Source organism: Pseudanabaena sp. BC1403, assembly GCF_002914585.1.
Lineage (GTDB): Bacteria > Cyanobacteriota > Cyanobacteriia > Pseudanabaenales > Pseudanabaenaceae > Pseudanabaena.
Genome location: NZ_PDDM01000050.1, coordinates 1 through 19,417, shown reverse-complemented (window position 1 = coordinate 19,417; position 19,417 = coordinate 1). Strand labels below are relative to the sequence as shown.

The window sequence follows — 19,417 nt, the reverse complement described above, 5'->3', positions numbered from 1 at the left end:
CTATGCTGTAAGCTGCTGTCATTTTCGTTTCTTTTTCTGTCTCTTCTGTTTCAATTTTATGTCCTATCTTAACCTTACTTTGCTATATATAACTTTCTAGAAGAAGCGCAACAGGACGAAATTGCGGCTGAAGTTAAGTTTCGTGCTTTTGTCAAAGAAAACCTATGAATTAATGTTGCTGGGCTTTCGCCCAGCAACATTAATTAAAATCGTCCCGATCGCACTGCATTAGCGAGATCTGTCAAAACATCAACAGTGGTCTCAAAGTTAATACAACCATCGGTAATGCTCTTGCCATATTCCAGTTTTGACAATTCTTTCAAAGGCTGCTTACCTCGATTGAGATGGCTTTCGAGCATGATGCCGACAATATGCTCTGAGCCATTACGCACTTGCTCAGCGATATCTTGCAACACACTCGGCTGAAGATTGTAATCTTGTCCGCTATTGTCGTGACTGCAATCAACCATCATATATGGCTGTAGCTTGCGATCGCTAAGACGATTGGCGATCGCATCTACATGTACCTTGTCGTAGTTTGGGCCCTGCTTGCCGCCACGTAAAACGATATGCCCATCAGGATTGCCTGTCGTAGTGACAATGCTAGAGCGGCCCTCATTACTTACACCAAGAAAACGGTGGGGCTGACGTGCTGACAATAATGCGTTAATCGCCACATCAATGCTGCCATCGGTGCCATTTTTGAAACCTACAGGCATTGATAAGCCAGAGGACATTTCGCGGTGAGTTTGGCTCTCGGTCGTCCGCGCTCCGATCGCAGTCCAAGAGATCAGGTCAGCAAGGTACTGTGGCACAATCGGATCGAGCAGTTCAGTGGCACTGGGCAAGCCCAACTTTGCCACATCCAATAATAATTCCCGCGCCATGTGGATACCGAAATTAATATCAAATGTACCGTTGAGATGTGGATCATTAATCAGCCCCTTCCAGCCCACTGTGGTGCGTGGCTTCTCGAAATAAACACGCATCACGATTTCGAGGGCATCACTGACCTCATCGCGGAATTTTGCAAGTTTCTCGGCATACTCACGGGCGGCTTTAACATCATGAATTGAGCAAGGCCCAACGACGACTAGCAATCGGCGATCGCTACCATTTAAGATATTGCGAATTCTAGCCCTTGCCTCGGAAACAACTTTTGCGATCGCGGTAGTAATGGGTAACTCGGCTTTGACTTCTACGGGTGCTAGCAATGGACAAGTTTCAACCACATGCAGATCGCTTGTCTTAATTTGATCTAAATTGGCATCTACTACTGATACTCCTTGACCAGAAATATTTGCGATTTCAGTTGGGGACACGCCTATTAACTCCATATAAATATCTACTTATACTTTAGCCTCCCTGTGGGATTAACGTATCCCACAGATGGATTTTTGTTACAACTATCTGCAAAAAATATCTTTATTTTTAGTTTGCTTAGATAATTTTAAGTAGCTAAGCGTAATTAAAAAACAGAACTAAAACCTGTGGCGATCGCGCATCGTGCGCCACAGGTTTTTGGGTTTTATGCTTAATTGCAACCAGCTACTTAGTAAATATACTTAAGGAGCATACAGCGATGAAATTACCGTTGTATATCATTCTATTTTTATTTGGATTAGCGATCGCCCAAAGTATCTATTTCTATCCATTACTACCAGAGGTCGTAGGCTCTCATTTTGATGTCGCAGGTAAAGTTAATGGAACTTCTTCTAAGATGGGCTACTTTATAGTCTATTTTGTGTCCCTTGTTATAACTAGTTCCTTTACGGTCATACTGCCTCTAATTTTCAAGTATGTACCAACTTCTATGATTAATTTGCCCCATCGAGAATATTGGCTATCGGATGAACGACGCGAGGAGTCTTTTAAGTTTCTCAATGTACATTTTTCTTGGTTTGGGGTTGCCACGATGCTACTGATGGTGATTATCTTCCATCTCACATTTTTAGCAAATCTAAGTCCGATTAAAGAACTCAGCGTTCCTGCGCCTTGGGCTTTGTTAGTGGCTTTTGTTTTATTCACAGTCTGGTGGACTGTAGTACTATTAAGGCATTTCCCTAAGCCATCATAATTAACCAAGATTTGTCTGTCTCTTTCCTAAATCCGCGATCGCTTAAGTCTCAAAATTAATATAGGCGATCGCTTTTTAGTGATAATTGAGGCGATCGCTTGTTGATTGTCATAACTGTAAAGGCTAATGTCTGTTTTTAACCGCTCTTTGTCTGTAAATTTTCCCCAATCAATATTTTTATCGATCTATTATTAATTAGTCTTCCACTTGTACTACTTCAATAATGGCGCGTTACGCTAAAGCTAACACACCCTACTTGCTAGAATTAGTTTAGAAATACAAGTTAAAATATATGAATATCTGGCTTATTGAACCAAATTTTGAATATCCTCATCTAATGATTCCTCACAAATATACTAATTTGTCTTCTCAAGAAGAAGATGAGTCCGATACGATTTTTTATGAATTAGATGGAACACCATTGAAAGCAATTTGGACTCCATTAGATTTCTATGTTGACAACAACCCAAAATACTTGAAGGGGAGATCAAATTTTATTTGGGATGAAGATTTTTCTTGCAACAAGTATACAATTGATGTATTTGGCAATGATTTGCTAGAAGATATTGAACTATTACCAATATTTATTAATTCCGAAGAATACTACAAGGTAAATATTGTAAGATTTATCGATTGTCTTAACAAAGAAAGAAGTGAAATAGTTTATGATGATGACTATAGTGAATCTATTGTGAATCGAATAGATATAGATCTAGAAGATTTTATGGATAATCAAGATGATGAGAACGAATTAGATGAAAAGAATCCACCAGTTTTTATTACACTGGATGGTAACACAGAAGACAATAATCCTTTTAATGTTTCACATATTAAAAAGTTTGTCATGAATGCTGAAAAAATTCCTAGTTGTATGCTTTTCAGAGTGCCAGAAAAATTTGTTTATCTTTTTGCTACTGATAAATTTAGAGACATATACATTTCGTCAGGTTTCACTGGATTGACTTTTAAGCCTGTAGTAGCGTAGGGTGCGTTCATGAAATGAAACGCACCAAATAAATCTACTTGGAAACTATCCTAATTACTCCAGAGATGTTCATACAAGTAGGTACTGGTTATCTAAAGTGTGATCGAAATATTTGCGCCTTTTTTGTTGGCATGAAATGGGCATTTCAGAATTTATCCACCATTATCTGAGCATTGCCTTAATATAGGCGATCGTTTTTTAGTGATAATTGAGGCGATCGCTGGTTGCTTTTCATACTGGTAAAGGCGATCGCTTAAGTCTCAAGATTAATATAGGCGATCGCTCTTTAGTGATAATTGAGGCGATCGCTTGTTGGTTGTCATACTGGTAAAGGCTAATGTTCAGTCTTTAACTGCACTTTGTCTGTAAATTTTCCCCAATCAAAATTTTTATCAATCTATTATTAATTAGTACTCTATTTGTACTTCTTCAATAATGGCGCGTTACGCTAAAGCTAACACACCCTACTTGCTAAAGATAGGTAATGGAGGAGTATAATAAAAAACCATGGGAAATAGCATATATCTGCAAACTTTTAAGGCTAAGTTTGTTAACGAAAGCAAAATATTAATCCAATCAGGATTAATATTTGAGGATGAGGACATGGATTTATTCCCATGTAGTAAAGATGAAGTTCTTGAGCTTGAAAAAACACTCGGATTTTTTTTACCTCTAGCGTATAAAGAGTTTCTCCTTTGGGGAGGACATCAATCTGCTTGGTTTCTTGTAGGTGAAGATTGTTTTTTTAAAAATATCCTCGACAACCAAGAGTTGGCTCTCGAACTATTGGAAGAGAACAAATTCCCTAAAGAGCTACCAAAAGATGCTTTTATATTCACTTCACACCACGGGTACGAGTTTGATTTTTTCGAGGTTTCTCAAGGAGACAATCCGCCTATATATTGTTACTCAGAGGGTTCCAATGAATCTTTCTTCAAATTAACATATCCTAGCTTTACAGATTATCTTATTGAGATTCTTGAACTTTCGGTAAAATCAATCAGATCCTACGGTGGTTCTCCCTTTATGAAAAGTATCATATTATCCCCTGACGAAGAATTTAATGTCTTTGATGAAATAAAGTAGCGTAGGGTGCGTTCATGAAATGAAACGCACCAAATAAATCTATTTGAAATCCATTCTATTATTCCACAGATCTCCATCCAAACAAGCAAGCGATTTTCTCAAGCTTGCGAGCGATCTTTTGAGCTATGGATTAAGCAGTTCTCAATTACCCATGAGGATGATAAAATTCCGCAATGATCGACAACATCTGTAAATTCCTTGCTGAAACCTTCCCCACCGACTTTGCCAGTTGGCTCTTAGGAGAACCGATCGCATTCACAAAACTCGAACCATCGGAACTCTCCGTCGAACCAATTCGTGCTGACTCCGTTATATTTCTGAAATCATTAAGAATGATCCTCCACATAGAGTTTCAGACTGATCCAAACAAAAATATCCCCTTCCGCATGACCGATTACCTGTTGAGATTGCATCGTCAATTTCCAGACAGGGAAATCTATCAAGTCGTGATTTACCTCACACCCAGCGAATCAACCCTTGTTTACGAAACCACATTTAACCTTGGCGGATTAAGCCATCAATTTAACGTGATCAGGCTTTGGGAGCAGCCCACAGAAATATTTCAGCAATACCAAGGACTATTACCCTTTGCCACCCTCTCACAAACCAACAACCCAGAAGAAACCCTAAGACAAGTTGCCAAGCAAATCGAACAAATTACTGATAAACAAGTACAAAGCAACGTAGCCGCATCGACAGCTATAATATCGGGTATAGCCCTGAACAAAGAAATCATCCAAAGACTTTTAAGGAGCGAAATCATGAAAGAATCAGTTATTTATCAAGAAATTTTGCTTGAGGGTAAGGCTGAGGGTATAGCCGAAGGCGAAGCTAGGGGTATAGCTAAAGGTGAAGCCAAAGGCAAAACTGAAACAGAAAATCAGATTGCTCTAAATATGTTAAGTTCCAACGTTTCCTTAGAATTAGTCTCACAATTTACAGGACTAACTCTAAAACAAGTGCAAAAACTCCAAAAACTTGCCGCACAAAAATCCAAGATGCCAAAGTCTGCTAAAACAAAGCGGCGGAATACATCTCCGATTGGAGAGTGTCCACAACCTTAGTTTAGAAGTTCCTAGGAATTCTCCATAGATGGGAGTGATTGTCTCCCCAGTTACCATTAACAAAGCTCAGTAACTTTGCGATAAAATAGAGAAAATCATGTATATCTCATTAGATATCAATACCTATGCCACGTTATACAGGCATTTCTAGCGAAGCCTTTCGACATCCTCTCGATCACCAAGCCGAACAAGCTCTCCGCAGCGTCCCTGGGTTTGACCTTGTGGCGGGGAAATTTGTCGAGTTTATGTACGAGCGTCCTCAGACGATTTACCACATTGGTAATAGCATTCAGGTAAGTCATCGCCAATATGCAACGATTCATCGGATCTTTAGGGAATGTATTGCTGACCTAGACGTGCAGCCAGAACCAACTTTATTTGTCTCGCAAAATCCTGCTGCTAATAGCTATGCTCTAGGTAAAGATCATCCCTACATTGTGATTAATTCGGGATTATTAGATCTTCTGACTGAAGACGAAATACGTTCGGTGCTTGCCCATGAACTTGGTCATATTAAATGCGGTCACACCACATTAATCCAGATGGCAATGTGGGTAATGAGTATAGTTTCGACTATTAGCGAAATGACTTTCGGCTTAGGTGGGATTGTCAGTAGTGGATTGATTTATGCCTTTTTTGAGTGGCGACGCAAGGCGGAATTATCCAGCGATCGCGCAGCGCTATTAGTCACCGATGAGCTAGATACAGTTCTATCAACGATGATGAAACTATCGGGCGGAAGTTCTGCTTTTGCCCATGAGTTGAGCTTGCCTGAGTTTATTCGTCAATCGGATGCTTATCAAGAACTTGACAAAGATAATCTCAATCAAATTTATAAATTTATGCTCTACAACGGGTTTGGTGCTGGCTCGATGCTCAGTCATCCATTCCCAGTTGAGCGGGTTCACTATATTCGTGAATGGGCAGATTCGGAAGAGTATCGCAATATTAAATCTGGCAATTATAAGCGTGGAGATACGACTGGCGCAGTTGATGTGTCTCAATCTCCCAAGGAAGATAAAAAGTCAGAGAGCGAAGCAGAACGTCTAAAACGTCAAATTGACGAATTGCAAGCCGAAATTAATCGTATTAAGCGACAATAATTTTTATTCTAAAGTTCTGCTTTGCAGAACTTTAGAATAAAAATATTTATGAATCTCCTTGTCGATAGCGATCAATCAAATTTGGTAAGTGGTCAAACCCATCCACACCAATTAAAGCGATAAAATGCGATCGCATCTGTTGCAATAGATTAGAAAAACTCTCTGCTCCCATTTTGCCTTGCAAAATCACTACTAAAGAAGCTGATTGTTGCCACGCTTTACTATGGCGCTGCTCTAGTAGATACATTCCCAAACAAGCGTGATAAGTTGCAGATTCTAGTTGTTTAAGCTGATAGAAAGTTTCGCCGAGATAAGCATGGCTGAGTGCTTGCAAATCGCGATCGCCAATTTGTTGGGTTAGAGTTAAGCCTTTCTCTAAAGCAAGTTGCGCTTGACTTGGCTGCTCGATCGCAATATATGCAGTCCCCAATCCCACCCAACAAAGTGCTTGATTTTGCAAATCATTGAGCTTCTCTGATAGTTTTTGTCCGCGCTCCAAATGATTGATCGCTGTTTCTAGTTCTTCGGGTGTAATTGATTCCTGTTGCCGCGCAATCATCACTTCGCTATAGCCCAAATTAGCGAGAGCATTCGCTTCGCCTTGGCGATCGCCATTTTGTCGCGCCAAAATTACTGCTCTCTGGGCTTGGGACTCACTAGTGCTAAAGTCTTTTTGAATGAGACTGATACGGCTGAGATGATTGAGATTAGCAATCTCGCAGCGTTGATCGCCGACTTCACGAGCAAGATTTACGGCTTCTTGATGGAGTGCGATCGCGTCTCTATGATGCCCCATCCAAGCTTTTGAATAGCCTAAAACTGTGAGAATTCGCGCTTTCTCCTGTGTGTTTTCTGCTTCTTTGAGCGGTTGATCGAGATAGCTAATTGTTTCTCGAAAGCTCTCGCCAGAAAAAGAAGCAAATACGCCACCATAGAGCGGGAAGTTTTCACGTTGGGCAAATGTTCGCAAGGTCTGTAAACTCAGGCGGAAACAGATTTTGGCTAGAGATTGGCGATCGCGTTCTGATAGCTGCTGAGAATTTTGAAAACCACTGCTGAGTTCACCCCAGATCATCGCAAAAGCAACGAAAGTAACCCCTGTCATATGTAGTCCTGCTTTAGCGTCATAGGGCTGCTGATCGAACCAACGCACCAAGCCATTTTGCAAATATCGCAACAAAATAGATAGCTCTACCCAAGCGCTGATATCAATACTAAGTTGAGTCTGTGCGATCGCTGCTGCCGATTGATTACTTGCCTGAGTCGAAAATAGATCGCGAGGCAAAGGACTGGTAATCTGTTGCGCCCAACTATGCCAAGGTCCAGTCACTTTAGAGCGTTCAAATCCAACTTGTCTCTGAGATTCATATAGCCAACTCACGAGGGAGCCTTCCAATAGATCAAAATCTGCTAATCCACGAGTAAGTCCGATCGCAAACTGACGCAATGTAAATGCCTCGGAATCATCGGGGAGAGTGTCGGCTGACTTCTGTAATAATTGCGTGAGCAGTTGAATATGTTGACGCTCAAAAACTGGCGTATGATTTGGATCTAGAACTTGGATTAAAGTCAACAGACGTTCTTGAGGCTCGGCATTAAGGATTGTCTGTATACCTCTAGTACAAGCGTCTTGAACTTGATAATTATTTTGCCACTGTTCCCAAGCATCTTTGAGAATCTTCATAGCGCGGAGTTTCTGATTTGCTTTTGCCTGTTTCACTTCATCAGTTTGAGCAGCAAAGTTTGATTGAAGTAAATTAGCTTGTTCTTCTAAAGCTCGCTCAAATATTTCCCCTGTTCCCGATTCTAAACTCTCACTAAGAATTCGATAGACATGCTCTTTTGATAGCAGTTTTCCATTTTCGATATTAATAATTATGCGATCGACAAAAATAAGGTAGCGTTCCAGAGTTGTAAGCGGCTTGTTTGCAGAATCTGACATATTCGTGTTAGTAGTGTTTGCTTAGTTTAGATCTGTAATACTTTTTTGGCTTAAATCCAGTAACTGATGTTACGTGGATGTAATCATCATCCCTTATCCCTCAGGCTATCGTGTATACGGTAGGGGCGGGTTTTGCATATAGCTCTTGCTTCAGCACAGAATTATCAACTAAACCCGCCCCTACTTTAGAAACTTCCACGTAACATCAGCCAGTAATTAAAAACTATAGCGATCGCGATCACAATAAGCGTGAAGATTAGTCACAAAAGCTTACTTCAATTTAGGCGAATATAGATTGGACTTTGGGTATATGGAGTTGTTATGAATTGTCGGTTCTGCAAAAATTATGATCCAAAAGGTAGACAGGGTGGATACTGCAATTTGTTGTCAGTCTCAGTTCAGGGGAAATGGGATGCTTGTAGTTGCTTCTTAGACAAGTTTCCTAAAGATTCATTGTCTGAAAAAGAAAAATTAACAGCTAGTTTGATTTTGGTCTAAATTTCAGATATTCAAAGAATTAAAGTCCTTATAAAGTAATGCATTTATTCTCTTCGCCTTAATGGCACGATCGCCATGCCTCTAAAAAATTATTGATTTCCTGTAATAACCATTCTTTTTCAGGACGACTTAGCCCCGATCCAAATTTATGGACATAGATGCCTTGATTTAAGCGCAACTCCATGACTGGCTGATTATTTACCTCGTAGGAACTCTTTAGCTCAAGCTGTCTTAAATCTTGGGTTTTGCCTTGGACATGGCGTTTGACTCCTAAAATGTCCCAATCAATACTAAACGTGCGATCGCTAATTACTAAGTAAACTTTGCCAAATACAATTGATAAACCAGCATAGGCTATACCAATACCAACAATCCAAAACGGAATTGAGAAAAGCGCAAAAGCTCCTGCCCTAAGTGCAAATGATGTCCATACGATTAGAAATCCATTCCAAAAAATTGCAAACAGTAGCAGGCTGATGCCCTCACCACGTAGACCAGCAGCAGGAATATCTACCTTTAAAATGTTGTTAGTTTTTTTAATTTCAATACGGCTACCAAGAGGCTTGGGATATTGATATTTAGCATCGGTGCGATCGCTATTTAAGCCAAGCGAATGACTAATTTCTAGAGCTCTGATCCGACTTTCGAGCGATGGCAAGATTGGATTTTGCAAAACATTAAGCGATTGCTTAGCACTGCTGAAGCGATCCTCGATCGCAGGTTCAATCATTTTGTCGAGCCAATCGGCAAAATGGGATGAAATGTTAACTGAGTCACGAAAGCTAAGCTTGAGCTTGATTTCAGGTAGTTCCGCAGGCGATCGCCCTGTCAGTAGAAACAAAATCGTTGCACCAAGTGCATACAGATCGGTGGCGGGGACTGCTTTGCCCCGAAATTGCTCAGGTGGCATATAGCCGTAAGTCCCAACGACGGTACTGCCTCCAACCTGAGTACTGCGATAGGTGTCTTGAACTGCACCAAAATCTACCAACGCAATTTTGCGATCGGGCTGAAGGATGATATTTTGCGGTTTAATGTCGCGATGAATCACGGGTGGTTTGAGTTCATGGAGATATATCAGCACCTCCAGAACTTGCTCAGCAATTTGTTTAACATCTTCCTCGCTACCATGCCAACCATCAGAGATCGCTTGTGCGAGAGATTTTCCCTCCACTAATTGCTGCACGATATAAAAATCACGATCGCGATCGTGATCAATCTGAAAGTAGTCTAAGTAACATGGAATCGCTGGATGATCGAGTTGAGAGAGTACCTTAGCTTCCCGCTCAAATAGTTCAAGTACTTTCCAATCATTCATCCGTCGAAATGATAAAGCTTTGAGAGCAACGCGATCGCCTGTTTGGGCATCTAGGGCAGCATAGGTAATTCCAATACCGCCTTGTCCTAAAACGTTCGTAATACGGTAGCGAGACTGCACAATTTCGCCAGCTTGATGTAGTTCAGTCACAAACTTTTTTCACCTCGTATTTCACATCGTAATACCAATTCACAGAAGTGTTGTCACACTTCTGTGAATTAAAAACCAAACCCTGTAAGGGTTTTAAAAACACTAAATGGGATAGTTCTAAAAAAGAAAAGGATTTAAACAGGTAAGAATGGGCGCTTCGCGCCACCCATCCTTACCTATCTAGCAGTACCTAAAATGGCGTTGCTATTTTAAAAATTAAAAAACCTTACTGGGTTGGTTTTTTAATTTCCGCAAGTGTAGATACACTTGCGGAAATTGGTATGAATTTACAAGATTTGGTTAATGCTTGTTTCAGCAAGGCTTGATAACTATCATCATCAATCTCAAATGCCCCAAATCTCTCAAGATGTGGATTCATCAACTGAGCATCAAATAAACTGTAACCATGCGATCGCAAATGATCTACCAACTTTACCATCGCGACCTTAGAGCCTTCAGGAATTTTAAAAAACATCGATTCACCAATAAACACCCCGCGAATCGCAATCCCCAAAATCCCTCCTGCCAATTGATCCCCTTGCCATGTCTCAAAACTATGCGCCCAACCAGCTTGATGCAAATTGCTATAAAGAGATCTCAGTTCTTTAGAGATCCATGTTGTTTCGCGATCGGCACAGCCAGAAACTACTTCTTCAAAGGCAGTATCGATTCTGGATTCAAAGCGATTTTGATTAATTACCCGTTGTAAAGATTTAGGGTATCGAAAGCGATGATCAAGTGGAATCAAGGTGCGACTATTGGTGTAATACCACTCAATCGGCTCTCCATCACCCTCTGACATCAAAAAATATCCTTGGGTATACCCCTCAATAACGCTGCGGATATTAAATCTTTCCACGAATAAATTTCCAACTCACAAGTAGTAGTTAATTTGGTGACGTTAGTTTGAGCTTAAGCTAACTCTAGTGCAGAAAAGCAAATTAATTTTGAGCAAATTAATCCGATTTGATTTTGGTAGATACTTCAATAAATGTAACTTAATTTATTTCACAATCTATCAGCATAAAAGCCCTTCCTTAATTCTCATTATGAAACCAATTTTTGGGTTTACAGCTCCTACGGAGCTGTAAACCCAAAAATTGGTTTTGATGAAAGTCCACCATCGGCAGACCTTCATCAAAATCATTTTTTATACTGAGAATTGATACAATCCTTTACAACAAATGGTTTGAGAGTGTGCCTCCTTTGGACACACACTCTCAAACCATTTTAATCTCACAAATGAATAGGATTGCTACATGCTGATTTAACTAGTTTAAAAGGCTTTAAACAGATAATTAAACGAAAACTAACGATATATTAGTTGACTAGCTTGAGCGAAGACATAACACTAAAAAATCTAAAATAAAAACAAATAGTTTGCTCCTGCTAGGCAAATTCACCTAATTAGAGCAAACTATTTGTTTTTTATAAATTGTTCTTAAATTGAGATTGAAATTCAGAATCTTTAAATAAGCTGATTCCGTTTGAATGATCATATTCTCTAAGATAGAGATCAAAAACTGGGATCGCTTAACATTTTCTTTATAATCTTATCCAGTAATATTATCTGAGTCAAAACAGGAGATTAATAATTCTTTGCTAGTCAAGATTCCCATAAAAAAGGAAGACACTAAAGAATCTATTCTCTATATAGAGTAAGTCTTTTCACGATCCCGCTATCGATAACAACAAAATAAAATTATAGCGAATCAAAAAAACAAGTGGTATTACATGACTTGGTAGAAGTTACCAGTTAACATGCAATATCACTTGTTTTTTATGTTTTTATTAACTTGTTATTTAAATTCAGAGCCTATATATAAGCTGGCTCCGTTTGAATAATTCTATTTTGCTAGAGATTTTGCCACTTTGGGGATCACTTAAACTTTTCTTTATACTTACATTTTAAAGCTTGGTTCCTGAGTAATTATACTTATCATTTTAATTCCTGAGCATGTGATTTTAAGGATAATCTTCAGAAGATAATCAAAAAGCTTGATTTAGTATCTTTTTCTTTTTTCACTTACTTCTTTCATTCATTTATCACTTTCATTCAATATTCATTTTTAAATATTAGATTATAGTCATATACAGTGCTTATGTAGGCTGTCTGCGATCGCCACTAAATCTCAGCAATTCTCATTATGAAACCAATTTTGGTGTTTCTAGCGCCTTCGGCGCTAGAAACACCAAAATTGGTTGTTTGAAAGCCCGCCAACGGCGGGCTTTCAAACAACCAATTTTTATAATGAGAACTGCTGACTAAATCTACACTTTTTGTCAGACATATTAAGTCATAAACACTGGGCGAGTGATGGCGCAAAATATTGCCACTCGAACTCATTTTTTTGCACCTCAGATGATGGCAGCTATACTAATCCAAACTACTTGGGTAGTCCTATAAATGAAAAGGCTTTATATAGTAAGGATAGGCGGCATTTCGCGCCGCCTATCCTTAAACTATTTAGCACTACCACTACTTCAGCAAAGCATTTGCAAAATTAATGCCGACAACAACAATACCAAAAGCCCAAACAGGCAGAAAGAAAAGTGTACCTCCAAATTCTTTTTGGGTAAGCCAGCCCTTTGAGGTGCGAGAGCGTAAGCGCACTAGTAAATCTATGGCAACCAAAGCAACCCCAACACAAGACATTGTAATTGGATCGGCTAGCTTGAGGAAGAATCCACCTATTAAGGCAATGGGACTAACTGCAACAAACATGATCAGTCCCAATATGTTCCCGCGAATTAGCAAAATAATCATAATTTGTGAAAGTCCTCAAATTATCAAAATGGCAATGCCATTTTAAAGAGAGTTGCGGAGTAAAGCACTACAGATCTCCTTTGGCATTTATACCAATTCACAAAAGTGTTGTCTCACTTTTGTGAATTGGTATTACTTCGTAGATGAGACTATGGACATGAGAGCTTGGATACTAATTGGTTTACTAATGAAATCATCCATACCCACATCTAAGCAAACTTGACGATCTTTGGGCATGGCATCAGCTGTCATCGCCACAATGCGCACATTGCTTTTTAGTTCTGTGCGAATCATCTTTGTGGCAGTCAAACCATCCATTTTTGGCATTTGGACATCCATCAAGATCAGATCGTATTCATGATTTTGTACAGCTTGCACAGCTTCTAATCCATTATTAGCGATCGCATTAATTTGATAGCCTAGACGTTTGAGCATTAATTTAGCCACCATTTGATTGACTCGATTGTCTTCCACCAGTAAAATTCGCAAGGGGAATTTCTCAGCAAACTTCCCATCAACCACATTCTTTTTTGCTAAAACTGTTTGTGTTTGATCAGAAGCTTGGTTAATTAATAGCGCGATCGTAAAATAGAAGGTTGAGCCTTGAGCTGTTAAGGGATTACCTAGTTGTGGCTTCCAATTTATGGGAGGGCTGCCGCCGACTTGACCGAGACTCTCTACCCAAATTGTGCCATCCATCAAATTCACCAGACGTTTGCTGATTGCTAAGCCCAGTCCAGTACCTCCGTATTCACGGCTGATGGAGTTGTCGGCTTGGGTGAAGGCTTGAAATAAGAGGTCAATGCAATGGCTTTGAATACCAATACCTGTATCGGCGATCGCAAATGTTATCTCATATTTCCCCTCCAATCCTTCACCACTAACTGAAATCGAAACATGACCATTTTGAGTAAATTTAAGGGCATTACCAACTAGATTTAGAAGTATTTGACGTAGACGAGCATGATCGCCGATCACATTCTTCGGAATGTTAGGCGCGATCGCATACTTCAAATTAATTTGTTTAGCGATCGCTTGATTTTCAAGTAGATTACAAACGCCTCTGACCAATTCCTCTAAGTCAAAATCTCTTGCTTCTATTTCGAGCATTCCCGATTCAATTTTTGAGAAATCCAGAATGTCATTAATAATTGCCAAAAGCGCTTGACCACTATCTTTAATTGTTTTGACAAACTCTTGTTGGTTAGTTGTAAGTTCTGTCATTTCTAGGATCTGGGTCATCCCGATCACGCCATTCATTGGAGTGCGAATCTCATGACTCATGCTTGCTAGAAATTCACTTTTAGCTTTAGTCGCTGCTTCGGCGGCTGCCTTAGCTTCGATTAAGGCTAGTTCTATTTGTTTACGAGCAGAAATATCTCTAACAATTACTAAGCATTCATCTATACCGCAGGGGAAAACACGTATTTCTTCATGGCAGATCTGATCATTCTTGATGATTTGATGCTCCCATACCTGCAAGTCCCCAGTTGCTAGCGCTTGATCGATCCTTTGCAACTGTAACTTTAGCAGGTCTGGAGGGAGGACTTCCGAAAGATGCTTTGTCAATGGTAAAAATGTACCAGCTTGATCTGTTAAAGGTGGTATAAAGTCCAAGCATGAGCCATCGCGCCTAACTCGTAATAGTAAATCTGGAATGGAACTGAGAATAGCCCGATTTGTCTGCTCACTTTGCTTTAGAGCGATTTCTACTTGTTTGCGATCGCTAATATCAGTTACAAATCCCTCTAACGAGAGCAGATTACCATTATCATCATAGATACCTAGCCCTCTCTCCCAAACCCATTTTTGCTGCCCTGACTTAGTGATAATCCGATACTCACACTCAAAGACTTGGTGAGCATTAACCGCATTCTGCACTATTTGCCAAACCCTATCGACATCGTCAACATGGATTTCTTGACCGCAGGAAATGGAACGCTCGATGAGATATTCATCCTGTCGATAGCCAGTAATATTTATAACTCCTTGACTGACAAATATCGGTGTGTATTCATGATTATTGAGCACGCGATAGACGTAGCCTGGGAGATTACTGATTAAATTTGATAGACTCTTTTCACTGGATTTCAAGGCGATTTCTACTTGTTTGCGATCGCTAATATCATGAGCAAGAGAAAGCATCGATATCAAATTGCCAGACTCATCGACTAATGTTGAGTTATACCATTCGCAATAAATGATGGAGCCATTTTTGTGGTAGTTACGATTTTGGCAAATAACACTACTAACTCCATCCAGCATTTTTGCTGTATCCCGAACCACGTTCTCAAGATCATCCTCGAAGACAAACCGCCATTCATATAAGTATTTACCTAGGGCTTCTTCGGCACTCCAGCCAAATATTTCTTCGGCTTGCTTTGACCAAGCGATTACTCGAAATTCTCGATCCCATCGGATAGTAGCTAAAGGTGAATTCTCAATATGGTAGTTTAGTTCATCAATAGTCTGATCTAGAGCTATTTCGGCTTGTTTTCGAGCAGTGATATCTAGAACTATGCCACAACGCGCAATATCTCCATTTTCTCGATGTTCGTAATTATTAGTATTTCCATTCTGTTCTGGGCGCGAATTTACCTGAATCCATTTCAGTTTTCCTGAAGGGGTGATGATTCTCCATTCATAATGAAAGGGTGTCATCGTCTCAAAACTATAGTTAATTGCTTGATTCAAGCTACCAAGATCTTCTGGTAAAGTTTGTTGATAAATGAGGCGGGGATTTTGTAGCGCCTGCTCAACAGTTAGTTCGTTCAGATCTTCCACCCCTGAACTTATATATTCAAAATAAGTTGAACCATCTGGACGCTGAACCGTGACGTAGATAACTCCTGGTAACGACAAGGCGATTGTCCGAAATCTTGCCTCACTTGTTCGGAGCGCTTCTTCAGATTGTTTGCGATCGCTAATATCGACATGGATTAACACCACTCCATGTTGCTCTGAAGGAATAGGCGCAGCACTTACACTAAACCAACGTAAAATTCCATCAGCACATATAATTCCCGTTTCCACGTCATAGACAGGGGTGTTACTTCTCAAAGCCCTAATGCAAGCATATTCTTCGATGGGCATGGGTGAGCCATCAGGACGGATAACATTAGGATTAGGTTCAGAATCTTGACATTCCTGTAGTAATAACTGAGGTTTCCCAAGCCAGCTTTCGGCAATGATATTGCTCTCAACTATGTAACCATTCTTATCGGTAATGGAAATGCCAATTGGGGCTGTTTGGAAGAGAACTTTATACTGTTCTTGTGATTCTTTGAGGGCAACTTCTACGCGATCAAAGGATTGCTGCACCTGTTTTGTCATTTGGTTAAAGGACATAGCCAATGTGCTAATCTCAGAGATCATACTATTCTCTGCTAAGGGCTCTTGCCAATCCCCACTGGCGATCGCTCGACTAATTCGCAAAATCGGCTTGGTAATCCAACGGGTTGTGATGATGCTAATCCCTGTCGCAACGAGTAAGGTTATTCCATATAATAGAATTGTCCAGACTTTATTGGCTTGCATATCTGCCATAAATTCTGACTCAGGGATGACAACGACAATTGCCCAATTCAGCCCATTGCGATCGCTGATCGGAGTTACTTGAACGCTCTGCCGATCACCATTAATCTCAAATTCAAATTGTTCTGCTTGGCGAATATTTGCTAAGTTGCCATTACGATCGCGTAAGTATTTTGCCGCACCACTAATTTGAAGATTTTGACTGTCAATAGCCTTTAATAATTTCTGATCCTTCGCATTTTGAAAAAGCTGGTATGGCTTCTGGATCAATGATGAAGTTGCTACCAAGGTCTGATCGCGCTCCATAATAAAGACTGTCCCTGTCTTTATATCAATTGCACGGAGAAAACGACTTATTTCTTCAAGGCTGCGAATTCCATAGGTAACACCCAAGAAATTTTCATTTTTGAGATCATAGACTGGCTCAGCTAAAGCAACTAACAGTTCTCCTGTATAGATATGGGGATATATATTTGTCCAAGTTGCTTTCTTGGACTGCACAGCCACTTTAAACCAAGGACGCTGACGCGAATCAAAGTTAACTGATGTTTCTGTAACTTTATCTAGTGAGCCATCAGGATTAGTGGTAAAGGTTTTGTAGTTGCCACCGCCATTGGGCGCTGCCCGAATACTAAATGTGCCATCATTCAATAGTTCGACTGCTCGATGTCCTCCCGTGGGAGTTCCAAACCCAATAATTGTAATTGGCGACAAAGAATTAAGCTGCATCTGTTGCCAAGCCTGTTTCTCTTGACTAGAGAAGTCATCAAAGCTCCACAAGCTTCGACGCAGATCGCTAATGTTATTTTTGTTAACTTGGTCAATGGCTTGCAGATAGGTTGTTGTCTTTTCTGTGACACGGGTACTTATTTCTGCCTTGAGTCTATTGGCAAGCTTATTAGCTGACTCTTTCCCACTTCGATAAGATAAATATGAAACTAGTCCAACCGCGCCAAAAATTTGTACCACGAACGCCAATAGTATCAGCCATTGCAGTGGGATACTAAGTGAACGAGAATGTTTACGGTCAATAATCATTATGGCTGTCGGACACCATTAATATCTTGGCATTATACCTATTCTTGAAAGTGTGACTACACTTTCAAGGATTAAAAACCTAACCTAGTAAGGATTTTAAATTTTCACAATGGCGTTGCCATTATGAAAATTGGTATTATTTTGGGAATATGGCTAATCTGCAAATATTACTGACCGATTACGTCCTTGTTGCTTTGCATAGTAGAGTGCTTGATCGGCTTGATTGATTAGCACATAGGGAGATCGATCAAGTTTAGGAATGTCAGAAGCTATACCCATACTGACTGTAACGATATCACTAACATCTGAATCTTGATGGGGAATTTGTAAATTGGCGATCGCTTTATGCAGATTCTTAGCGACTGCGATCGCTCCTTCCAGATTAGTATTTGGCAAAATCACAATAAATTCTTCTCCTCCATAGCGAGCAACTAGATCCGCAGGACGGCAAACTAATTGATCTACTGCTTGCGCAATCAGTAGAAGAGCCTGATCACCTAATTGATGACCATAATAATCGTTATAGCGTTTGAAATAATCAACGTCAAACATTAGCAAAGACAATGGTTGGCGGTCACGATAGAGCCTTTGCCATTCATAAATAACTCTTTCATCAAAACAGCGTCGATTAGCGATTTCAGTTAAGCCATCAAGGTTAACTAATTTTTGGAGTTCTTGATTCGCAATCCTAAGGTTAGATTCTACTTCTGCAAGAGCTATTTCTGCTTGTTTGCGATCGCTAATATCGAGATAAATCCCTGCGATCGCGTAGGGACTGTCACGGTCATCCATAAGTGGAAACTTAGTGATGAGAAAGGTATGCCGACCATCGGGCAGGGGTATAGTATCTTCAAAGGTAACGGAAATTCCTTCAAAAATCACTTGCAGTTCATGATCACGGGAAATTTTGACATTATCAGCAGGGAAAAGTTCGTAGTCATGCTTTCCTAAAATTTCTTCAGCAGGAGATTGCATCCAATAGGCAAATTCACTGTTGATTGATAGATATTTTCCTTCTAAATCTTTGATTGCAATCGGTGTCGGCGCATTATTTATGAAGGTTTGTAATCTTGATTCGCTAATTCGCATTGCTTGTTCAGCAAATTTGCGATCGCTAATATTGACATGAACTAGCACCACACCATAATTCTCTATAGGAATCGGACTAGCACTCACGCTAAACCATCGCAAAATTCCATCAGAACAAATAACACCCATTTCCTGATCATAAACAGCTTGATTGCTTCTTAAAGCCTTAACACAGGGATATTCTTCGACAGGCATTGGAGAACCATCAGCACGAATAATACTAGGATTAATTTCAGGATATTGATGACGGCTGCTCTCTCTTGACTCAGGTATTCCTAACCAAAGTTCTGCGATCGTATTGCTTTCGATAATGCGAGATTCTTTATCCGTAATTGAAATTCCAATGGGAAGGGTTTGGAATAGAACTTTATATTTTTCCTGTGACTCCTTAAGGGAAACTTCGACTTGTTCTAAGGATTGATATCGCTGACTAATCCAATTCGCTACGATTGTGCCAAGCCCGATGGATAGCATAGTTGTCCATCCATAAACCCAGATCGGCCAATGACTATGGGACAGATAACCCGTCAACCACATCATAGCCATAGCCTGCACCACAAACGGCAATACCATCACCAATTGTAAAGGGATGCTATGAAATAGAAAATGAGGTGTAGATGGACTAACAGTCATGGATTAACGACTAGCAGACGCAAATGAAAGCAGATGCTTTAAGCTTAGGAATGAAAAATAAATAACTTGTGCAAATTAGGATAAGCTCAGACAAAGAGAAAAAAGGAATAATTTTGGGTTATTACAGCGAAGA

General features: G+C 40.0%; 13 protein-coding genes. 6 read left to right on the top strand and 7 right to left on the bottom strand.

The window, feature by feature from the left end:
• Positions 1-203: 203 nt before the first annotated feature.
• Positions 204-1,337 carry a 3-deoxy-7-phosphoheptulonate synthase gene (locus tag CQ839_RS24065; RefSeq protein ID WP_103670842.1) on the bottom strand — a complete coding sequence of 378 codons (1,134 nt, stop codon included), beginning with the start codon at positions 1,335-1,337 and terminating at the stop codon, positions 204-206.
• 245 nt (positions 1,338-1,582) lie between these two features.
• On the opposite strand from CQ839_RS24065, the gene CQ839_RS24060 reads away from it, so the two are divergent.
• The 6 genes from CQ839_RS24060 to CQ839_RS24040 all read left to right on the top strand — a co-directional run bounded on the left by CQ839_RS24060 (position 1,583) and on the right by CQ839_RS24040 (position 6,315).
• Complete coding sequence (locus CQ839_RS24060) at positions 1,583-2,077, top strand: DUF1648 domain-containing protein (RefSeq protein ID WP_103670841.1); 495 nt, start codon at positions 1,583-1,585, stop codon at positions 2,075-2,077.
• A gap of 292 nt (positions 2,078-2,369) precedes the next feature.
• Positions 2,370-3,062 carry a hypothetical protein gene (locus CQ839_RS24055; RefSeq protein WP_103670840.1) on the top strand — a complete coding sequence of 231 codons (693 nt, stop codon included), beginning with the start codon at positions 2,370-2,372 and terminating at the stop codon, positions 3,060-3,062.
• 208 nt (positions 3,063-3,270) lie between these two features.
• Positions 3,271-3,393, top strand: a complete 123-nt coding sequence (locus CQ839_RS25845; protein WP_258040863.1) for a hypothetical protein — start codon at positions 3,271-3,273, stop codon at positions 3,391-3,393.
• A gap of 176 nt (positions 3,394-3,569) precedes the next feature.
• Positions 3,570-4,148, top strand: coding sequence for an SMI1/KNR4 family protein (locus CQ839_RS24050; RefSeq protein ID WP_103670839.1), 579 nt, complete (start codon positions 3,570-3,572; stop codon positions 4,146-4,148).
• 173 nt (positions 4,149-4,321) lie between these two features.
• Entirely contained in the window at positions 4,322-5,212 is an 891-nt protein-coding gene (locus CQ839_RS24045; RefSeq protein ID WP_103670838.1) for an Rpn family recombination-promoting nuclease/putative transposase, read from the top strand.
• A gap of 125 nt (positions 5,213-5,337) precedes the next feature.
• Positions 5,338-6,315, top strand: a complete 978-nt coding sequence (locus CQ839_RS24040; protein WP_103670837.1) for a M48 family metallopeptidase — start codon at positions 5,338-5,340, stop codon at positions 6,313-6,315.
• A 46-nt stretch (positions 6,316-6,361) separates the two neighbouring features.
• On the opposite strand, the gene CQ839_RS24035 is transcribed toward CQ839_RS24040, so the two are convergent.
• From CQ839_RS24035 to CQ839_RS24005, 6 genes are all read right to left on the bottom strand, one after another.
• Complete coding sequence (locus CQ839_RS24035; protein ID WP_103670836.1) at positions 6,362-8,257, bottom strand: hypothetical protein; 1,896 nt, start codon at positions 8,255-8,257, stop codon at positions 6,362-6,364.
• A 556-nt stretch (positions 8,258-8,813) separates the two neighbouring features.
• On the bottom strand, positions 8,814-10,223 hold the full coding sequence (locus CQ839_RS24030) for a serine/threonine-protein kinase (RefSeq protein ID WP_103670835.1): 1,410 nt from the start codon (positions 10,221-10,223) through the stop codon (positions 8,814-8,816).
• Between the two features lie 226 nt (positions 10,224-10,449).
• The gene (aat, locus tag CQ839_RS24025; RefSeq protein WP_103670834.1) at positions 10,450-11,082 is read right to left on the bottom strand and encodes a leucyl/phenylalanyl-tRNA--protein transferase; all 633 of its coding nucleotides are present in this window, start codon (positions 11,080-11,082) and stop codon (positions 10,450-10,452) included.
• 1,620 nt (positions 11,083-12,702) lie between these two features.
• Positions 12,703-12,990, bottom strand: coding sequence for a hypothetical protein (locus CQ839_RS24015; RefSeq protein WP_103670832.1), 288 nt, complete (start codon positions 12,988-12,990; stop codon positions 12,703-12,705).
• A 132-nt stretch (positions 12,991-13,122) separates the two neighbouring features.
• On the bottom strand, positions 13,123-17,493 hold the full coding sequence (locus CQ839_RS24010) for a PAS domain S-box protein (RefSeq protein ID WP_181016330.1): 4,371 nt from the start codon (positions 17,491-17,493) through the stop codon (positions 13,123-13,125).
• A gap of 222 nt (positions 17,494-17,715) precedes the next feature.
• The gene (locus CQ839_RS24005) at positions 17,716-19,284 is read right to left on the bottom strand and encodes a diguanylate cyclase domain-containing protein (RefSeq protein WP_103670830.1); all 1,569 of its coding nucleotides are present in this window, start codon (positions 19,282-19,284) and stop codon (positions 17,716-17,718) included.
• Between the last annotated feature and the right edge of the window lie 133 nt (positions 19,285-19,417).

What these genes read in the sequence shown, in the direction of transcription:
- CQ839_RS24065 (WP_103670842.1), bottom strand. Translation starts at nt 1,337, where the DNA reads ATGGAGTTAATAGGCGTGTCCCCAACTGAAATCGCAAATATTTCTGGT.
- CQ839_RS24060 (WP_103670841.1), top strand. Translation starts at nt 1,583, where the DNA reads ATGAAATTACCGTTGTATATCATTCTATTTTTATTTGGATTAGCGATC.
- CQ839_RS24055 (WP_103670840.1), top strand. Translation starts at nt 2,370, where the DNA reads ATGAATATCTGGCTTATTGAACCAAATTTTGAATATCCTCATCTAATG.
- CQ839_RS24050 (WP_103670839.1), top strand. Translation starts at nt 3,570, where the DNA reads ATGGGAAATAGCATATATCTGCAAACTTTTAAGGCTAAGTTTGTTAAC.
- CQ839_RS24045 (WP_103670838.1), top strand. Translation starts at nt 4,322, where the DNA reads ATGATCGACAACATCTGTAAATTCCTTGCTGAAACCTTCCCCACCGAC.
- CQ839_RS24040 (WP_103670837.1), top strand. Translation starts at nt 5,338, where the DNA reads ATGCCACGTTATACAGGCATTTCTAGCGAAGCCTTTCGACATCCTCTC.
- CQ839_RS24035 (WP_103670836.1), bottom strand. Translation starts at nt 8,257, where the DNA reads ATGTCAGATTCTGCAAACAAGCCGCTTACAACTCTGGAACGCTACCTT.
- CQ839_RS24015 (WP_103670832.1), bottom strand. Translation starts at nt 12,990, where the DNA reads ATGATTATTTTGCTAATTCGCGGGAACATATTGGGACTGATCATGTTT.
- CQ839_RS24005 (WP_103670830.1), bottom strand. Translation starts at nt 19,284, where the DNA reads ATGACTGTTAGTCCATCTACACCTCATTTTCTATTTCATAGCATCCCT.